This window comes from Citrobacter telavivensis (assembly GCA_009363175.1).
GTDB lineage: Bacteria > Pseudomonadota > Gammaproteobacteria > Enterobacterales > Enterobacteriaceae > Citrobacter_A > Citrobacter_A telavivensis.
In genome coordinates this window covers 1378724-1397664 of record CP045205.1, presented here as the reverse complement: position 1 = coordinate 1397664, position 18941 = coordinate 1378724, and the positions used below count along the sequence as shown (strand labels likewise).

Below are 18941 nucleotides of genomic sequence, written 5' to 3'. Positions count from 1 at the left end.
CGGCCCGTGTTCATGACTCAATAATGATTAAATGCCGTCTGCGGAAATGAGATAAGCCGTTCTCAGGGCAACCTGCGCCTCAAATTCGCAGAATTTAATTCTGCTGATTCAGATGATCAAATTTACTTATTAAGGAGTGAAGGGATGTCTGATATATCACGTGCAGGCTCAGATCTGATTTACGAACTGGAGGATCGCCCTCCCTTTCATCAGTCGATTATTGGCGCGATCACCCACCTGCTGGCCATTTTTGTTCCCATGGTTACGCCAGCATTAATTGTCGGCACCGCGCTACAGCTCTCGGCGGAAACCACCGCCTATCTGGTCTCAATGGCGATGATTGCCTCCGGCATCGGCACCTGGCTGCAGGTCAATCGCTATGGCATGGTCGGCTCCGGTTTACTCTCGATTCAGTCGGTGAACTTCTCATTTGTCACGGTGATGATTGCGCTGGGCAGCGGGATGAAAAACGACGGCTTCCATGAAGAGTTGATCATGTCATCGCTGCTCGGCGTTTCCTTTGTCGGGGCATTTCTGGTGGTGGGGTCGTCTTTCATTCTGCCTTACTTGCGCAGAGTCATCACCCCAACCGTCAGCGGCATTGTGGTGCTGATGATTGGCCTGAGCCTGATTAAAGTCGGGATCATCGATTTTGGCGGCGGCTTTGCGGCGAAAAGCAGCGGCACCTACGGGAATTACGAGAACATCGGCGTCGGGTTGCTGGTACTGGTCGTGGTGATCGGTTTTAACTGCTGTCGCAGTCCGTTATTGAGAATGGGGGGTATCGCGATCGGCCTTTGCGTGGGCTATATCGTCTCTCTGTGCCTTGGCATGGTGGACTTCAGTGGTATACGCAATCTGCCGTGGGTCACCATCCCGACCCCGTTTAAGTACGGTTTCCAGTTCAATTTTCATCACTTCCTGGTTGTCGGGACCATTTATCTGCTCAGCGTGCTGGAAGCTGTAGGCGACATTACCGCGACAGCGATGGTTTCCCGGCGTCCGATTCAGGGAGATGAATATCAGTCGCGCCTGAAGGGTGGCGTGCTGGCCGATGGACTGGTCTCGGTCATTGCCTCTGCGGTGGGTTCACTCCCCTTGACGACCTTTGCGCAAAACAACGGCGTTATCCAGATGACCGGCGTCGCCTCACGCTATATCGGACGCACCATCGCCATCATGCTGGTGTTGCTTGGGCTGTTTCCGATGATTGGCGGCTTCTTCACTACCATTCCCTCGGCGGTGCTGGGGGGCGCGATGACGCTGATGTTCTCGATGATCGCGATCGCCGGGATCCGCATCATCATCACCAACGGGCTTAAGCGCCGTGAAACGCTGATTGTCGCCACCTCGTTGGGGCTGGGTCTGGGCGTCTCCTATGACCCGGAAATTTTCAAAATCCTGCCTGCCTCAATTTATGTGTTGGTGGAAAACCCCATCTGCGCAGGCGGTCTGACCGCCATTCTACTGAATATCATTCTCCCTGGAGGCTACCGGCCTGAAGAAGTGCTGCCTGGCATCGCCTCTGCGGAGGAAACGGATTAACGGTAAAGGAGTTTACGATGTCTGGAGAACACACGTTGAAAGCGGTGCGCGGCAGCTTTATTGATGTCACCCGCACCGCCGAAGACCCGGAAGAAATTGCCTCAGCGCTGCGATTTGTGGAAGACGGATTACTGCTGATTCGCCAGGGGAAAGTCGAATGGTTTGGCGAGTGGGAAGAAGGGAAAAAACGGATCCCTGACGCCATCCGTATCCGCGACTATCGCGGGAAACTGGTCGTGCCGGGATTCGTTGATACGCATATCCACTACCCCCAGAGCGAAATGGTCGGCGCCTATGGCGAGCAGTTACTGGAATGGCTGAATAAACACACTTTCCCGACCGAAAAACGCTACGAGGATCTGGAATACGCACGCGAGATGTCGGCTTTTTTCATCAAGCAGCTGTTGCGTAACGGCACCACCAGCGCACTGGTTTTTGGTACGGTCCATCCACAGTCCGTTGACGCGTTGTTCGAAGCCGCAAGCCACATCAATATGCGTATGATCGCCGGCAAAGTGATGATGGATCGTAACGCACCGGATTACCTGCTGGACGACGCCGAAAGCAGCTACCTGCAAAGTAAGGCGTTGATTGAGCGCTGGCATAAAAATGGCCGCCTGCTGTACGCCATCACGCCGCGCTTTGCGCCGACCTCTTCTCCACAGCAGATGGCGATGGCACAGCGTCTGCGTGAGGAATATCCCGATACCTGGGTGCATACCCATCTCTGTGAAAACAAAGACGAAATTGCCTGGGTTAAGGAACTCTATCCTGAACATGACGGCTACCTGGATGTGTACCACCAGTACGGGCTGACCGGCAAAAACTGCGTCTTCGCCCACTGCGTACATCTCGAAGAGAAAGAGTGGGATCGCCTGAGTGAAACCCGCTCCAGCATCGCCTTTTGTCCAACCTCTAACCTCTACCTCGGCAGCGGTTTGTTCAATCTGCAGAAAGCCTGGCGTAAGAAGATCAGCGTCGGCATGGGAACCGATATCGGTGCGGGCACCACTTTCAATATGCTGCAAACGCTGAACGAAGCCTACAAAGTGGTGCAATTGCAGGGTTACCGCCTTTCGGCATACGAAGCATTTTACCTGGCGACCCTCGGCGGCGCAAAAGCGCTGGGCCTCGACCATCTTATTGGCAACTTTATGCCCGGCAAAGAGGCGGACTTCGTGGTACTGGAACCGACGGCGACGCCGCTACAGCAACTGCGCTATGACAACTCTAAATCCCTGGTCGACAAATTGTTCGTGATGATGACGCTGGGCGACGATCGCTCTATTTACCGCACCTACGTCGATGGGCGTCTGGTGTACGAACGGACCTGACAGAACGCTAACATCCTGCTGAGGACATTATTATGTCTGGAGATATACTGCAAACCCCCGGCGCGTCGAAACCTCGCGGCGCGCTGGATAATTACTTCAAGATTACTGAGCGTGGCAGTACCGTGCGCCAGGAGATACTGGCCGGGTTGACCACCTTTCTGGCGATGGTCTATTCAGTCATTGTCGTGCCCGGAATGCTGGGGAAAGCGGGATTCCCACCCGCCGCCGTCTTTGTCGCCACCTGTCTCGTCGCAGGCTTCGGTTCGCTGTTGATGGGACTCTGGGCCAACCTGCCGATGGCTATCGGCTGCGCAATTTCTCTAACTGCTTTTACCGCATTCAGCCTGGTGCTGGGCCAGCAGATCTCGATTCCTGTCGCCCTCGGCGCGGTTTTCCTGATGGGGGTGATTTTTACCGCCATTTCGGTAACCGGGGTCCGGACCTGGATCCTGCGAAACTTACCCATGGGTATTGCACACGGCACAGGGATCGGTATTGGGCTGTTCCTGTTGCTGATCGCGGCAAACGGTGTCGGCATGGTGATTAAAAATCCGCTGGAAGGACTTCCGGTGGCACTCGGCGCATTTACCTCTTTCCCGGTGCTGATGAGTCTGCTGGGGCTGGCGGTCATCTTCGGGCTGGAGAAATGCCGCGTCCCCGGCGGGATCCTGCTGGTGATTATCGCCATCTCCATTATCGGTTTGATATTTGACCCTGCCGTCAAATATCACGGTCTGGTCGCCATGCCCAGTCTGAGCGGCGAAGATGGTAAGTCTCTGATTTTTAGCCTTGATATTATGGGGGCCTTACAACCTGCGGTGCTGCCAAGCGTACTGGCGCTGGTGATGACGGCGGTATTCGATGCCACCGGCACCATCCGCGCCGTCGCCGGACAGGCGAATCTGCTGGATAAGGACAACCAGATAATCAACGGCGGTAAAGCGCTGACCAGCGACTCCATCAGCTCCGTGTTTTCCGGGCTGGTAGGCGCAGCACCGGCTGCCGTCTATATTGAATCCGCTGCAGGAACCGCCGCCGGAGGGAAAACAGGGCTGACCGCCACCATCGTCGGCTGTTTATTCCTGCTTATCCTGTTTTTATCTCCTCTCTCTTACCTGATTCCAGGCTATGCGACTGCCCCTGCGCTGATGTACGTAGGCTTACTGATGCTCAGCAACGTCTCAAAACTGGATTTCGATGATTTTATCGATGCGATGGCCGGTCTGGTCTGCGCGGTCTTTATCGTCCTGACCTGTAACATCGTTACCGGCATTATGCTCGGTTTCGTGACGCTGGTTGTTGGTCGTGTTTTTGCCCGGGAATGGCAGAAGCTGAATATCGGTACCGTCATCATTACCGTCGCGCTGGTCGCGTTCTACGCCGGCGGATGGGCAATTTAAGCGATGCTCCGCGCACGCGCGCGGAGCTGTTCTATCGGCCTCGCCCTTCAGGAGAAAACGCATGAGCGCCATAGATTCCCAACATCCCTCACCTTCGGGGCAAGACCGCGCCACCGATGAGGTAGACCGCCTGTTATCGCCAGGCAAACTGGTCGTACTCGGTTTACAGCATGTGTTGGTCATGTACGCAGGCGCGGTCGCTGTCCCGTTGATGATTGGCGACAGGCTCGGCCTCAGTAAAGAAGCCATCACGCTGTTAATCAGTTCTGATCTCTTTTGCTGCGGGATCGTTACCCTACTGCAATGTATTGGCATCGGCCGCTTTATGGGGATTCGCCTGCCCGTGATTATGTCGGTGACGTTTGCCGCCGTGACGCCGATGATTGCGATTGGCATCAATCCGGATATCGGTCTGTTGGGCATTTTTGGCTCAACTATCGCCGCTGGGGTGATAACCACACTCTTAGCGCCGCTTGTCGGTCGCCTGATGCCGTTATTTCCGCCGCTGGTGACGGGTGTGGTGATCACCTCAATTGGCCTGAGCATTATTCAGGTGGGCGTTGACTGGGCAGCAGGCGGGAAAGGCAATCCTGAATATGGGAATCCGGTCTATTTGGGCATTTCGTTTGCGGTCTTAATTTTTATTTTATTAATCACCCGATATGCCAAAGGTTTTATGTCCAACGTCGCAGTCCTGCTGGGGATCATCTTTGGCTTTGCGCTCTCATGGATGATGAATGAAGTGAACTTGTCAGGCCTGCACGATGCTTCGTGGTTCGCGATTGTCACACCGATGGCCTTCGGTACGCCCGTCTTTGATCCAGTGTCGATTCTGACCATGACGGCCGTGCTGATTATTGTGTTTATTGAATCGATGGGGATGTTCCTGGCGCTCGGTGAAATCGTCGGTCGCAAACTCTCTTCGCAGGATATCATTCGCGGCCTGCGCGTGGATGGCGTCGGGACGATGATTGGCGGACTGTTTAACAGCTTTCCGCATACCTCGTTTTCCCAAAACGTTGGTCTGGTCAGCGTCACGCGCGTGCACAGTCGATGGGTCTGCATCGCCTCTGGCGTCATCTTAATTTTGTTTGGCATGGTGCCGAAAATGGCGGTTCTGGTCGCCTCCATTCCGCAGTTCGTCCTCGGCGGCGCAGGGCTGGTGATGTTTGGCATGGTACTGGCGACCGGGATCCGCATTCTCTCACGCTGCAATTACACCGCGAACCGTTACAACCTCTACATTGTGGCCATCAGCCTGGGCGTTGGCATGACGCCGACGTTATCACATGACTTTTTTTCTCGCCTGCCTGCTGTACTCCAGCCGCTGCTGCACAGCGGCATTATGCTAGCCACCTTCAGCGCGGTGGTATTGAATCTGTTTTTCAATGGTTATCACCACCATACCGGACTGGTACAGGAATCCATCTCGGATAAAAACCTGAAGGTCAGAACGGTGCGAATGTGGCTGCTGATGCGCAAGCTGAAAAAAAATCAGCAGGATGAGTAGCATGAGTCTCTTTTTGCGCTGCCTGATAACCCTGCTGTTGCTTATGCTGATGTCGATCCCCGCCGTTTCAGACGGCATTGCGCTGGGTATCGAAAGTCGCTTCCAGTTTATGCTGCTGTTTTTCTAAAATCGCGCCTGCGCCCGACATCCGTACCGCAAGATACGGATGTCAAATTCCGCCGTTAAACGCTCCCAGAGTTAATCAATACGTCGTGAGATCTCATATACTGGTACGTGCTTAAGAATTACAGTGAGACATTATGCGACAGGAACACGTCATTTTGCTGGATGCACAGGACACCCCTTCCGGCACGCTGGAAAAATACAGCGCCCACACCGCCAACACACCATTGCATCTCGCCTTCTCTTCCTGGCTGTTCAATGCAGAGGGGCAACTTTTGGTGACTCGCCGATCGCTTGCGAAAAAAGCGTGGCCGGGAGTTTGGACGAACTCGGTTTGCGGCCACCCTCAACGGGGTGAAAGCCACGAAGAGGCCGTTATCCGCCGCTGCCGTCATGAGCTTGGCGTAGAGATTGCCAGCCTGACCCCCGTCTACCCTGCATTCCGCTATCGGGCGACCGATCCCAGTGGGATCGTAGAAAATGAGGTTTGTCCGGTCTATGCGGCACGGGTAACCAGTGAACTGCAGGTCAATCACGACGAAGTGATGGATTATCAATGGAGCAGTCTGGAGGATGTTTTACGCGGAACTGACGCGACGCCGTGGGCCTTCAGTCCGTGGATGGTGATGCAGGCTGCTGATGATAATGCGCGCGAGCGACTGCGAGAATATTGCCGACGTTAATTGACGCCGGATGGCGCTACGCTTATCCGGCCTACGGCAAGCGTAACGCTATCCAACATTTCACCGCTTATTTTACCGGACGCATCGCCGGGAACAGGATCACGTCACGAATAGTGTGGCTGTTGGTGAACAGCATCACCATACGGTCAATCCCAATACCCAGACCCGCCGTCGGCGGCAGACCATGCTCCAGCGCAGTCACATAGTCTTCGTCGTAGAACATCGCTTCGTCGTCGCCCGCCGCTTTCGCGTCAACCTGATCCTGGAAGCGCTGCGCCTGATCTTCCGCATCGTTCAGCTCGCTAAAGCCGTTACCGATCTCACGGCCGCCGATGAAGAACTCAAAGCGATCGGTGATCTCCGGATTCTCGTCATTACGACGCGCCAGCGGAGACACTTCTGCCGGGTATTCGGTAATGAAGGTCGGCTGAATCAGATGCGCTTCGGCCACTTCTTCGAAGATTTCAGTCACGATACGGCCCAGACCCCAGCTCTTCTCTACCTTGATACCGAGAGATTCGGCGATCGCTTTGGCGGAGTCGAAGTTATCCAGTTCAGCCATTTCCGTTTCCGGACGGTATTTCTTGATAGCTTCGCGCATGGTCAGTTTTTCGAACGGCTTGCCGAAGTCGAACACTTCATCACCGTAAGGGACTTCCGTTTTACCTAACACATCCTGCGCCAGGGTACGGAACAGAGACTCGGTCAGTTCGATCAGATCTTTGTAGTCCGCATACGCCATGTAGAGTTCCATCATGGTGAACTCTGGGTTATGACGTACGGAGATCCCTTCGTTACGGAAGTTACGGTTGATTTCGAACACGCGCTCGAAACCACCCACCACCAGACGCTTCAGGTACAGTTCCGGTGCAATACGCAGGTACATATCCAGATCCAGCGCATTGTGATGGGTGATAAACGGACGCGCAGAGGCGCCGCCTGGGATCACCTGCATCATCGGGGTCTCAACTTCCATAAAGCCGCGACCGACCATGAACTGACGGATGCCCGCCAGGATCTGGGAACGCACCTTAAAGGTGTTACGGGATTCATCGTTAGAGATGAGATCCAGATAGCGCTGACGATAACGGGCTTCCTGATCCTGCAAACCGTGGAATTTATCCGGCAGCGGACGCAGCGCTTTAGTCAGCAGACGCAATTCGGTGCAGTGGATAGACAGTTCGCCCGTTTTGGTCTTGAACAGTTTCCCCTTCGCACCAAGGATGTCGCCGAGGTCCCATTTCTTAAACTGCTCGTTGTAAGTGCCTTCCGGCAGATCGTCACGGGCAACGTACAGTTGAATACGCCCCCCCACGTCCTGCAACGTAACAAAGGACGCTTTACCCATGATACGACGGGTCATCATGCGGCCTGCAACGGACACCTCGATGTTCAGCGCTTCCAGCTCTTCGTTCTCTTTCGCATCGAAGTCAGCGTGCAGTTGGTCTGAGGTGTGATCGCGACGGAAATCGTTCGGGAAGGCGATACCCTGCTCGCGCAGTCCTGCCAGCTTCTCACGGCGCGTTTTCAGTTCGTTGTTAAGATCGGCTACCGCGTCAGCGCCCTGTGCGTGTTGTTCAGACATGTTGGTTCCTCATAACCCTGCTTTCAAACTTGCTTCGATAAATTGATCCAGGCTGCCGTCCAGCACGGCTTGCGTGTTACGGGTTTCAACCCCGGTACGCAAGTCTTTAATGCGGGAGTCATCAAGGACGTAAGAACGAATCTGGCTTCCCCAGCCGATGTCGGATTTAGTATCTTCCATCGCCTGCTTCTCGGCGTTCTTCTTCTGCATTTCCAGTTCATAAAGCTTTGCTTTCATCTGCTTCATGGCCTGGTCTTTGTTCTTGTGCTGGGAACGGTCGTTCTGGCACTGCGTCACAATCCCGGTCGGGATGTGAGTAATACGCACCGCAGATTCGGTACGGTTAACGTGCTGACCGCCCGCGCCGGATGCGCGATACACGTCGATACGCAGGTCTGCCGGGTTGATTTCGATATCAATATCGTCATCCACTTCCGGGTAAACGAACGCGGAGCTAAACGAGGTATGACGACGACCGCCGGAGTCAAACGGGCTCTTACGTACCAGACGGTGAACGCCAGTTTCCGTACGCAGCCAGCCGTAGGCATATTCGCCAGAAATCTTAATGGTCACGGATTTGATCCCGGCCACTTCCCCTTCTGACTCTTCAATAATTTCGGTCTTGAAGCCGCGCGCTTCTGCCCAGCGCAGATACATACGCTCCAGCATACTTGCCCAGTCCTGCGCTTCAGTCCCACCGGAACCGGCCTGGATGTCGAGGTAGCAATCGGCGCTGTCATATTCACCGGAGAACATACGACGAAACTCCAGCTGCGCCAGTTTTTCGTCAAGCGTTTCAAGTTCCGCAACGGCTTCGTTAAAGGTTTCTTCGTCGTCGGCTTCTACAGCCAGATCCAGCAGGCCGGAAACATCTTCCAGCCCCTGAGACATTTGGTCGAGGGTGTCGACAATCGCTTCAAGCGAGGAACGTTCTTTGCCCAGCGCCTGCGCGCGTTCGGGTTCGTTCCAGACGTCCGGCTGTTCCAGCTCGGCGTTTACTTCTTCCAGACGCTCTTTCTTGGCATCATAGTCAAAGATACCCCCTAAGAACGTCAGAGCGCTCCGTGAGGTCCTGAATGCGGTTTTTTACCGGATTAATTTCAAACATGGTCTGATTTCTTTTATTGGACTTGTCAAAATGCGGTGATAAGAGCGGGATTGTAACCAATCCACGCTCTTTTTTATAGAGAATAGTGACGGTAAAGTGGTCAGATTACACGGGCCAGATATTATCGATGATTAACTGCAAACTACGGTTGCCGCGAAATTCGTTAATATCCAGTTTGTAGGCCAGTTCAACTTCGCGCACGCCGTTATCCGGCCAGCAGGCGGTATCGACGTTAAAGGCGATGCCGTCCAGCAGCGGTCCTCCGCCAACGGGTTCGACCATCACTTTCAAATGCCGCTCGCCAACCAGACGCTGCTGAAGCAGGCGGAAACGCCCGTCAAACAGCGGTTCCGGAAACATCTGCCCCCACGGACCGGCGTCGCGTAGCAACTGCGCGACCTCCATCGTCATCTCCGCCGCGCTCAGCGGGCCATCAGAGACCACTTCCCCCTGTAACAGCGACGGATCCAGCCATTCGGTGACCAGCTCGCCAAAACGCTGCTGGAACAGATCGAATTTCGCCTCTTCCAGCGACAGTCCCGCCGCCATCGCATGGCCGCCGAATTTAATCATCAACCCCGGATGCAGCGAATCCAGCCGCTCCAGCGCATCACGCATGTGCAGACCCTGAATGGATCGCCCGGAGCCTTTCAGCGTGCCGTCACCTGCCGGTGCAAAAGCGATCACCGGGCGATGAAAACGCTCTTTAATGCGCGAGGCGAGGATCCCAACCACTCCCTGATGCCACTCAGGATGATACATCGCCAGACCGCCAGGCAGCGTCTCGCGGCTGCGCTCCAGCTTCTCGCACAGGGTCAGCGCTTCCGCCTGCATCCCCTGCTCAATCTCTTTACGCGTCTGGTTCAGCGCATCCAGCTCATTGGCCAGTACTCGCGCTTCGCCGATGTTATCGCACAGCAATAGCGCCACACCGACGGACATATCATCCAGCCGACCCGCGGCGTTCAGACGCGGACCGAGGGCGAAACCTAAATCACTGGCGGCAAGCTTTTGCGCATCGCGGTTGGACACTTCCAGCAGCGCTTTGATCCCCGGACGGCATTTTCCGGCGCGAATGCGGCTTAAGCCCTGCCAGGTGAGGATCCGGTTGTTGGCATCCAGCGGCACCACGTCCGCCACGGTGCCCAGCGCGACCAGATCGAGCAGATCCGCCAGGTTAGGCGGCGCAATGCCACGTTCGTCAAACCAGCCCTTATCGCGCAGGAAAGTGCGCAGGGCAAGCATCAGATAAAACGCCACGCCCACGCCGGCCAGCGATTTCGACGGGAAATCACAGTCAGTCAGATTTGGGTTGATGATGGCTTCGGCTGCTGGCAACGTCTCGCCCGGCAGGTGGTGATCGGTAACCACCACCGGGATCCCCAGCGCCCTGGCGTGATCCACACCGGCATGGGAAGAGATACCGTTATCGACGGTGACAATCAGCTGCGCGCCGCGCGCATGGGCCTGATCGACCACTTCCGGACTTAAACCGTAACCATCCTCAAAACGGTTTGGCACCAGGTAGCTGATGTTATCGCAGCCCAGCGAGCGCATCCCCAGCACGCTCAGGGCGGTACTGGTTGCGCCGTCCGCATCGAAGTCGCCGACCACGATGATGCGCGTCCCCTCGCGAAAGGCGTTATAGAGGATTTCGACCGCTTTTTCGACGCCGCTCAGTTGCTGCCAGGGCAGCATGCCTTTTACGCTGCGCTCGAGATCCCGGGCACTGCGTACACCACGACTGGCGTACAAGCGGCGTAACAGCGGCGAGAGATCGGCAGGCAGTTCTGCCGATTCATCGACTTCCCGCCGACGAAGTTGTATCTGTTGTTTCACGCGAATTACTTACCACTGGTCTGTTTTTGGTGCTCGTCAAGAAACGCTTTCATCTCTTTCGGCCCCTGATAACCTGGTACGACATAGCCGTTGCTCAGCACAATGGCTGGCGTGCCACTTACGCCAAACTGCACGCCCAGCGCGTAGTGATCCGCGATGTTCACATCACAGGTTGCCGCTTTCACACCTTTGCCAGCCATCGCGTCATCAAACGCTTTGGCTTTGTCTTTTGCACACCAGATGGACTTCATATCCTGTTCGGCCTGGCTTTCCAGTCCCTGGCGCGGGAAGGCGAGGTAGCGGACGGTAATGCCCAGCGCATTGTAGTCCTTCATCTCTTCATGCAGCTTGTGGCAGTAGCCACAGGTGATATCGGTAAAGACGGTGATAACGTGTTTTTCCTGTGGCGCTTTATAGACGATCATTTCATTTTCCAGCGCGTTCAGGTGCTTCATCAGCAGCTGATTGGTCACGTTGACCGGCGTCGCACCGCTGACGTCGTACATTGGCCCCTGAATGATATGTTTACCGTCTTCCGTCACGTACAGCACGCCGCTGTTGGTCAGCACCGTTTTCATCCCGGCAATTGGGGCGGGTTGAATATCCGTGCTCTGCACGCCCAGTTTCGTCAGAGACTGGCGGATCGCGGCGTCGTCGGCGTGTGCCAGGCCGGAAAACGCGGTGGCCAGCAGGGTAAACAGCATTAAACCTTTTTTCATAACCTTTCCTGTTCGCTCAGCATTCACGCTCTTGGGTGATGCTGTTGATGAAGTTGACGCAAGCGCGCTGTCGCAACATGAGTATAAATCTGCGTGGTGGAGAGATCGCTGTGACCCAGCAACATCTGCACCACGCGTAAATCGGCGCCATGATTGAGCAAATGCGTGGCAAATGCGTGGCGTAAAACGTGCGGTGACAGCTTTTCACTGTCGATTCCCGCTAATACGGCATAGTGCTTAATGCGGTGCCAGAAGGTCTGGCGCGTCATCTGCTGGGCGCGTTGACTGGGAAACAGCACGTCAATCGACACGCCGTTCAGCAGCCACGGACGCCCATGCTCCAGGTACGTCTCCACCCAGTACACCGCCTCTTCGCCCAATGGAACGAGTCGCTCTTTATTGCCTTTACCGATCACCCGAACCACACCCTGGCGCAGACTGATGTCACTCATCGTCAGCCCGACGAGTTCAGACACACGCAGTCCCGTGGCATACAGGATCTCAAGCATGGCTTTATCGCGTAACTCCAGCGGTTGGTCAACCACTGGCGCCTGTAATAATCGCTCAACTTGCGCTTCACTGAGATCTTTCGGTAAGCGCTGTGGCAATTTAGGCGACGCCAGCGTCGCTGTTGGATCGTCTGAACGGATCTTCTCGCGATAAAGATGCTGGAAAAGCCGCCGCACCGCGCTCAGCAGTCGTGCGGTACTGGTCGCTTTATACCCGCCGTCCATCCGCTCGGCCAGTAATGCCTGCAGATCGTCGCTTTGCGCGGTATCCAGCGACACCTGACGGTGTGCGAGCCACTCCACCAACATGGTCAAATCGCGGCGATAGGCGCTCAGCGTATTTTCCGCCAGATTTTTCTCCAGCCAGAGCGCATCAAGGAATTGTTCGATGCGCGCAAGATCCTGTTCCACATCAGCCTCTTTGATTCTGCAACCCGCCATTATGACTCAATGATACGGGTTTCTGGTACACTACGCGCAAAGTCATAGCAAGTATTGAGACGTTTACGCGATGAATATTGGTCTTTTTTACGGTTCCAGCACCTGCTACACCGAGATGGCGGCAGAGAAAATTCGCGACATCATCGGCCCGGAACTGGTAACACTGCATAATCTGAAAGATGATGCCCCGGCCCTGATGGAGCAGTACGATGTGCTGATCTTAGGCATTCCCACCTGGGATTTCGGTGAAATTCAGGAAGACTGGGAGGCCGTCTGGGATCAACTGGACGAGCTCAACCTCGAAGGCAAAATTGTCGCACTTTACGGTATGGGCGACCAGTTAGGCTACGGCGAGTGGTTCCTTGACGCGCTGGGCATGCTGCATGACAAACTGTCGACCAAAGGGGTCAAATTCGTCGGTTACTGGCCTACCGAAGGCTACGAGTTCACCAGCCCTAAACCGGTCATTGCCGAGGGTCAGCTGTTCGTCGGTCTCGCCCTGGATGAAACCAATCAATACGATCTCAGCGATGAGCGTATTCAGGCATGGTGCGAGCAAATTCTTGGTGAAATGGCCGAGCACTATTCCTGATACCGATTTCCTGATACCGATTATCTGAGACAAAACCCCTGACCCGTAGGGCTGGCAGTAAAAACCGTCAGCCCTGCCAGCGCATTCCACCCATTACGCCTATCCCAGCGTCGAATTTTGCATCATCAGGCGGCGTAAATCTCGCCATTCAGCTTTATCCATACTGTCTGCCGCGAGCCACAAATGCTGGCGTTTACCGGTTTCTGACCGCAAGCGCAACATCATGCCGGTTTTAATCATCCACGGCGCACTGACGATAAGCCAGTCCTGCCCCTGCCAGCGGAGCCGTCCATCCATCAGAAGTTTGACCTCCCCCTGACGGGCGTTAATTCGACGCTGGCTACGGACGCAGTCAAACACAACCAGCGAAAGCAGTATCAACCACAACGGCGTGTAGCTCAGCGGCCATGGCATTAATAGAATAGCCGCAGCGACCAGCCCATGCAGAAGTAGCGATAACCACTGTGCGCGCCATGAGACGCGGAGATCAGATTGCCACAGGACCACGATCCCGATTCCGTGTCTGAATGAGTCGTACCATCTGCGCCAGTTCAGCATCTGCCGGTTTACCGTGATTCATCAACCAGTTGAATAAATCCGGGTCATCACACTCCAGCAGACGAATAAAAATACGTTTTTCATCGTCGCTCAACGTGTCGTATTCATGTTCGAAAAACGGCATGATGGAAATATCGAGTTCACGCATACCGCGTCGGCATGCCCAGTGAATACGTGCTTTATTGTTAATATCCATTTTTTTCTTCCTGTCTCACTCAAATGAACTACCCGACTATTGTAACGTGTTTTTCATCCTGTTTTGCGGGAATATCCGTAATCACAAGCGCGATCGCTAATTAAATCCCCAATAACTCAATGGGTTCATGTTTTCTGGATGCCGTCTCGCAATCTATACGATAAGGCACAAATGGGACTATCAAAGCGCTTGCATTGGGCAATAGCTCTTTTACCATTAGTCATTATCACTGCGTTAAGCAAATCAGGACATTTTTATGGCATTTACTCCATTTCCACCTCGTCAGCCGTCAGCTTCAGCACGTTTGCCCGTGACGTTAATGACGTTAGATGACTGGGCGCTGGCCACGATTACCGGGGCTGACAGCGAGAAGTATATCCAGGGTCAGGTGACTGCTGACGTGAGTCTACTGACTGAACACCAACACGTACTGGCCGCCCATTGCGACGCTAAAGGAAAAATGTGGAGCAACCTGCGACTGTTCCGCGACGGCGATGGCTTTGCCTGGATTGAGCGTCGTAGCCTGCGTGACGCGCAGGTGACCGAACTGAAAAAATACGCCGTGTTTTCGAAAGTGGCGATTGCCCCGAACGATGAGCGCGTGCTGCTGGGCGTAGCGGGTTTCCAGGCGCGTGCCGCACTGGCAAATCTGTTTAGCGAACTGCCTGACAGCGAAAAGCCCGTCACGCGTGAAGGAGCAACCACCCTGCTGTGGTTTGAACATCCGGTGGAACGCTTCCTGTTGGTTACTGATGTGACAACAGCGGAAGCCGTGACGGAAAAGCTGCGTGGCGAAGCCGAACTGAATAACAGCCAGCAGTGGCTGGCTCTGGATATTGAGGCTGGACTTCCGGTGATCGATTCTGCCAACAGTGCGCAGTTCATTCCGCAGGCGACCAATCTTCAGGCGCTGGGGGGGATCAGCTTTAAGAAAGGCTGCTATACCGGGCAAGAGATGGTGGCGCGAGCGAAATTCCGCGGGGCGAACAAACGTGCATTGTGGTCTCTGGCGGGTAAGGCCAGCCGGGTACCAGAAGCGGGTGACGATCTTGAGATGCAAATGGGTGAGAACTGGCGTCGTACTGGCACCGTCCTCGCGGCAGTGCAGTTGGATGACGGTCAGCTACTGGTACAGGTGGTGATGAACAACGATATGGAAACCGACAGCGTATTTCGTGTACGCGACGATGCCAACACGTTGCACATCAAACCGCTGCCCTATTCGCTGGAAGAGTAACAAAATAACGCCTGATGGCGCGTCGCTTATCAGGCCTACGAAGATATACCTCTCGCCCTGTAGGCCTGATAAAACGTCAAACCATCACATCACGCCTGTCCTACGTACAAGTAGATCGCCAGAAAGTGGCACACGCTGCCACCCAGCACGAACCCGTGCCAGATGGCATGGTTGTAGGGAATGCGTTTACTGACGTAGAAAATCACTCCCAGTGAATAGACCACGCCGCCGACGGCCAGTAGCGTTACGCCTCCCGCCGCCAGTTTGATTGCCAGTTGATACACCACAATCAGCGACAGCCAGCCCATCGTCAGATAGGTCACCAGCGACAGCACCTTAAACCGGTGGGCTATCGTCAGTTTGAATAAAATACCGAGCAGCGCCAGGCTCCAGATAACAATCATCAGCCCACGTGCCAGTGTTGAATCCAGACCCACCAGCAGAAACGGCGTATAGGTCCCGGCAATGAGCAGGTAGATAGCACAGTGGTCGAATTTTTTCAGCCAGATCTTCGCCCGCTGATGTGGGATAGCGTGATACAAGGTCGACGCCAGAAACAACAGAATCATACTGCCGCCGTACAGGCTGTAGCTGGTAATCGCCGTCGCGCTGGCGTTCATATCCACCGCCTGCACCAGCAACAGCACCAGACCGACGATACCAAACACCAGCCCAATTCCGTGGCTGATGCTGTTGGCGATTTCCTCTGCCAGTGAATATCCCTGCGCGATTAATGGCTTCTGGACCATAACTTACTCCGGTGAAACGAACACGTTCGTGATTGCGCTTCTAGCGTAACTGAGAATGGTTCCAGTGAACACCTGTTAGCCAAAATAAATATCGAATTTAAAATAATCGTTATAAATCATAATATTGAAATGTATTTTTCAACTAACAGTTGTTCATTAAATTCAAAGGCATTTAAAATCAATCACATAAAACTGTGACTGATTCGGGTAAATCTCGCCAATCACCTGCCTGAGTTCCTCCAGCGTCATGTTTTCCTGCTGGGCATGTTTTTCCGTCAGTGTGTCGAGGGTGACGGTTGACGTACCCTGCACCTCGATCGTGCAAAAATAGCCGTCGTCCTCGAAACGCCCTACCCGCAGAATGTCACCGGCCTTGAAGTGAGATTCAGACTCATCGCGAATGGTGATCGTTTTACGCCCTGCCAGAATGTCGTCCTGGAAACGCTGAAAAAAAGTGATGTCATTTGGCTGCATGTTATTATTCCCTGTAGATATATCTGATGAGTGAGTATTGCCATTGTGAGTATGTTCTCCCACGCTGCCATCGCCAGTCTCAACAACATTGAGATGTTGGTCTACAACTATGTCATCAGAAACCGTGACAAAGTCATGTATATGACCATTCGGGAACTGGCTGAAGCGGCGGGTGTATCGACGACCACCGTGCTGCGTTTCTGTCGCAAGCTTAACTGTGAAGGCTACTCCGAATTTCGCGTACGCTTTAAATTATATTTAGAGCAGAATGAACCGCAACAGGCTAATTTTGGTGCCAGCGAGATTATCAGTTTCTTTAAAGGGGTCAATAACGATGAATTTGATCAATTACTCGAAAAGGCGGTAGACATTATTTTATCGTCCGAGCGTATTATATTTGTCGGTGCCGGTACCTCAGGAGCCTTAGCGAAATATGGCGCGCGTTTTTTCTCAAACGTCGGAAAATTCAGTAACCATATTGACGATCCTTATTTCCCGGTCACTAACGACATGGCACGTAATGCGCTGGCGATTGTGTTATCTGTCTCTGGTGAAACCGAAGAGATCCTGCGCTTTGCCAGCCAGTTCAGCCTGCATAACTGCAAAGTGCTCTCGATTACCAGCCATGAACACTCGCGTCTCGCTAAACTGGCGGACTTTAATCTTTCCTGGCATGTGCCGCAAACCCGTATTGCCGGTGTGTACGATATCACCACGCAAATTCCCGTTATTTATATTCTCGAATCCCTCGGGCGAAAGCTGGCGAAAAAATTAGCGTAAAAAAACAGACTGTTTTTTGGCGGTAACAAATTACCGTTTCGCTATTTTGTTATATCGTGACATTTATCTTCCCTTTGTTAGACTCAAATCAGTTTGTATTAATTTGAGATGACGCAACGATGAAAAAACTCACCTTACCGAAAGATTTTCTCTGGGGCGGCGCGGTTGCTGCACATCAGGTTGAAGGCGGCTGGAACAAAGGCGGCAAAGGTCCCAGCATTTGTGATGTTCTGACCGGCGGCGCGCATGGCGTACCCCGTGAAATCACCCAGGAAGTGGAGCCTGGTAAATACTACCCGAACCACGACGCGGTCGATTTTTATGGTCACTACAAAGAAGACATCCAACTGTTTGCCGAAATGGGCTTTAAATGCTTCCGCACATCCATCGCCTGGACCCGCATCTTCCCGCAAGGTGACGAAACGCAGCCAAATGAAGAAGGGCTGAAATTCTACGACGACATGTTTGACGAGTTGCTCAAGTACAACATCGAGCCGGTTATTACCCTTTCTCACTTTGAAATGCCGCTGCATCTGGTGCAGCAGTATGGCGGCTGGACTAACCGCAAGGTCGTTGATTTCTTTGTTCGTTTTGCCGAAGTGGTGTTTGAACGCTACAAGCATAAGGTCAAATACTGGATGACCTTCAACGAAATCAACAACCAGCGCAACTGGCGCGCGCCGCTGTTTGGCTATTGCTGTTCCGGCGTGGTCTATACCGAGCACGAAAACCCGGAAGAGACCATGTATCAGGTGCTGCACCATCAGTTTGTCGCCAGCGCGTTAGCGGTGAAGGCGGCGCGTCGCATCAACCCGGAGATGAAAGTGGGCTGCATGCTGGCGATGGTCGCGCTGTATCCGTTCTCCTGTAAGCCAGAGGACGTCATGTTCGCCCAGGAATCCATGCGCGAGCGCTATGTATTCACCGACGTTCAACTGCGCGGTTACTACCCTTCCTATGTCCTCAACGAGTGGGAGCGTCGCGGCTTTAACATCAAAATGGAAGATGGCGATACCGCGATTCTGCGTGAAGGCACCTGCGATTACCTTGGTTTCAGCTACTACATGACCAACGCGGTGAAGGCCGAAGGCGGCAGCGGTGATGCTATTTCGGGTTTCGAAGGCAGCGTACCGAACCCGCACGTCAAGGCCTCCGACTGGGGCTGGCAGATTGACCCGGTGGGCCTGCGCTATTCACTGTGCGAACTGTATGAGCGCTACCAGAAACCGTTGTTCATCGTTGAAAACGGCTTTGGTGCCTTAGATAAAGTGGAAGAAGACGGCAGCATTAACGACGACTACCGCATTGACTATCTGCGCGCCCACATCGAAGAGATGATGAAGGCGGTGACGTATGACGGCGTGGATCTGATGGGCTACACGCCGTGGGGCTGCATCGACTGTGTCTCTTTCACCACCGGCCAGTACAGCAAACGCTACGGCTTTATCTATGTGAACAAGCACGATGATGGCACGGGTGACATGTCGCGTTCCCGCAAGAAGAGCTTCGACTGGTACAAAGCGGTGATCGCCAGCAACGGCGAGGATCTCTAAGGGGTT

The 18941-nt window shown here is 54.0% G+C and carries 18 protein-coding genes; 9 read left to right on the top strand and 9 right to left on the bottom strand.

Annotated elements, in window-relative coordinates; all coding sequences use genetic code 11:
• Positions 1-144 precede the first annotated feature (144 nt).
• From GBC03_08840 to GBC03_08820, 5 genes are all read left to right on the top strand, one after another.
• The gene (locus tag GBC03_08840) at positions 145-1545 is read left to right on the top strand and encodes a xanthine permease XanP (protein QFS70306.1); all 1401 of its coding nucleotides are present in this window, start codon (positions 145-147) and stop codon (positions 1543-1545) included.
• A gap of 17 nt (positions 1546-1562) precedes the next feature.
• Positions 1563-2879: a guanine deaminase gene (gene guaD / locus GBC03_08835; protein QFS70305.1), complete on the top strand. Its 1317-nt coding sequence runs from the start codon at positions 1563-1565 to the stop codon at positions 2877-2879.
• Between the two features lie 32 nt (positions 2880-2911).
• On the top strand, positions 2912-4279 hold the full coding sequence (locus GBC03_08830) for a permease (protein ID QFS70304.1): 1368 nt from the start codon (positions 2912-2914) through the stop codon (positions 4277-4279).
• Between the two features lie 61 nt (positions 4280-4340).
• A complete protein-coding gene (locus GBC03_08825; protein QFS70303.1) occupies positions 4341-5789 on the top strand; it encodes a purine permease in 1449 nt (482 codons plus the stop codon).
• 260 nt (positions 5790-6049) lie between these two features.
• Positions 6050-6595, top strand: coding sequence for an isopentenyl-diphosphate Delta-isomerase (locus tag GBC03_08820; protein ID QFS70302.1), 546 nt, complete (start codon positions 6050-6052; stop codon positions 6593-6595).
• Between the two features lie 67 nt (positions 6596-6662).
• On the opposite strand, the gene lysS is transcribed toward GBC03_08820, so the two are convergent.
• The 5 genes from lysS to xerD all read right to left on the bottom strand — a co-directional run bounded on the left by lysS (position 6663) and on the right by xerD (position 12766).
• Entirely contained in the window at positions 6663-8180 is a 1518-nt protein-coding gene (gene lysS, locus GBC03_08815) for a lysine--tRNA ligase (GenBank protein ID QFS70301.1), read from the bottom strand.
• Positions 8181-8189: 9 nt separating this feature from the next.
• Positions 8190-9288 (bottom strand): peptide chain release factor 2 gene (gene prfB, locus GBC03_08810; protein ID QFS70300.1). Its coding sequence is split into 2 segments (ribosomal slippage): positions 8190-9212 and positions 9214-9288, totalling 1098 coding nucleotides; the frame shifts between segments, so codons are not numbered across the junction.
• A 105-nt stretch (positions 9289-9393) separates the two neighbouring features.
• The gene (gene recJ / locus GBC03_08805) at positions 9394-11127 is read right to left on the bottom strand and encodes a single-stranded-DNA-specific exonuclease RecJ (GenBank protein ID QFS70299.1); all 1734 of its coding nucleotides are present in this window, start codon (positions 11125-11127) and stop codon (positions 9394-9396) included.
• Between the two features lie 5 nt (positions 11128-11132).
• Positions 11133-11846: a bifunctional protein-disulfide isomerase/oxidoreductase DsbC gene (gene dsbC / locus GBC03_08800; GenBank protein QFS70298.1), complete on the bottom strand. Its 714-nt coding sequence runs from the start codon at positions 11844-11846 to the stop codon at positions 11133-11135.
• A 23-nt stretch (positions 11847-11869) separates the two neighbouring features.
• Complete coding sequence (gene xerD, locus GBC03_08795) at positions 11870-12766, bottom strand: site-specific tyrosine recombinase XerD (protein QFS70297.1); 897 nt, start codon at positions 12764-12766, stop codon at positions 11870-11872.
• Between the two features lie 100 nt (positions 12767-12866).
• On the opposite strand from xerD, the gene fldB reads away from it, so the two are divergent.
• Positions 12867-13388 (top strand): flavodoxin FldB, encoded by a 522-nt coding sequence (gene fldB / locus GBC03_08790; protein QFS70296.1) that lies wholly within the window; start codon positions 12867-12869, stop codon positions 13386-13388.
• Between the two features lie 99 nt (positions 13389-13487).
• On the opposite strand, the gene GBC03_08785 is transcribed toward fldB, so the two are convergent.
• Together GBC03_08785 and sdhE are read right to left on the bottom strand one after the other, a co-directional pair.
• Positions 13488-13895, bottom strand: coding sequence for a hypothetical protein (locus tag GBC03_08785; GenBank protein QFS70295.1), 408 nt, complete (start codon positions 13893-13895; stop codon positions 13488-13490).
• Entirely contained in the window at positions 13876-14142 is a 267-nt protein-coding gene (gene sdhE, locus GBC03_08780; GenBank protein ID QFS70294.1) for an FAD assembly factor SdhE, read from the bottom strand. Before sdhE ends, GBC03_08785 begins: the two co-directional genes overlap by 20 nt.
• Positions 14143-14398: 256 nt before the next feature.
• On the opposite strand from sdhE, the gene ygfZ reads away from it, so the two are divergent.
• Entirely contained in the window at positions 14399-15379 is a 981-nt protein-coding gene (gene ygfZ, locus GBC03_08775) for a tRNA-modifying protein YgfZ (GenBank protein QFS70293.1), read from the top strand.
• Between the two features lie 89 nt (positions 15380-15468).
• Here ygfZ and GBC03_08770 read toward each other — a convergent pair whose 3' ends face one another.
• Positions 15469-16128 (bottom strand): hemolysin III family protein, encoded by a 660-nt coding sequence (locus tag GBC03_08770; protein ID QFS70292.1) that lies wholly within the window; start codon positions 16126-16128, stop codon positions 15469-15471.
• Positions 16129-16290: 162 nt separating this feature from the next.
• Positions 16291-16602 (bottom strand): ASCH domain-containing protein, encoded by a 312-nt coding sequence (locus GBC03_08765; protein QFS70291.1) that lies wholly within the window; start codon positions 16600-16602, stop codon positions 16291-16293.
• Positions 16603-16653: 51 nt separating this feature from the next.
• Here GBC03_08765 and GBC03_08760 point away from each other — a divergent pair, with 51 nt between their 5' ends.
• Both GBC03_08760 and GBC03_08755 read left to right on the top strand, forming a co-directional pair.
• Positions 16654-17382 carry an SIS domain-containing protein gene (locus GBC03_08760; protein ID QFS73954.1) on the top strand — a complete coding sequence of 243 codons (729 nt, stop codon included), beginning with the start codon at positions 16654-16656 and terminating at the stop codon, positions 17380-17382.
• A gap of 119 nt (positions 17383-17501) precedes the next feature.
• Positions 17502-18935 (top strand): 6-phospho-beta-glucosidase, encoded by a 1434-nt coding sequence (locus GBC03_08755; GenBank protein QFS70290.1) that lies wholly within the window; start codon positions 17502-17504, stop codon positions 18933-18935.
• The last annotated feature ends 6 nt before the right edge of the window (positions 18936-18941 follow it).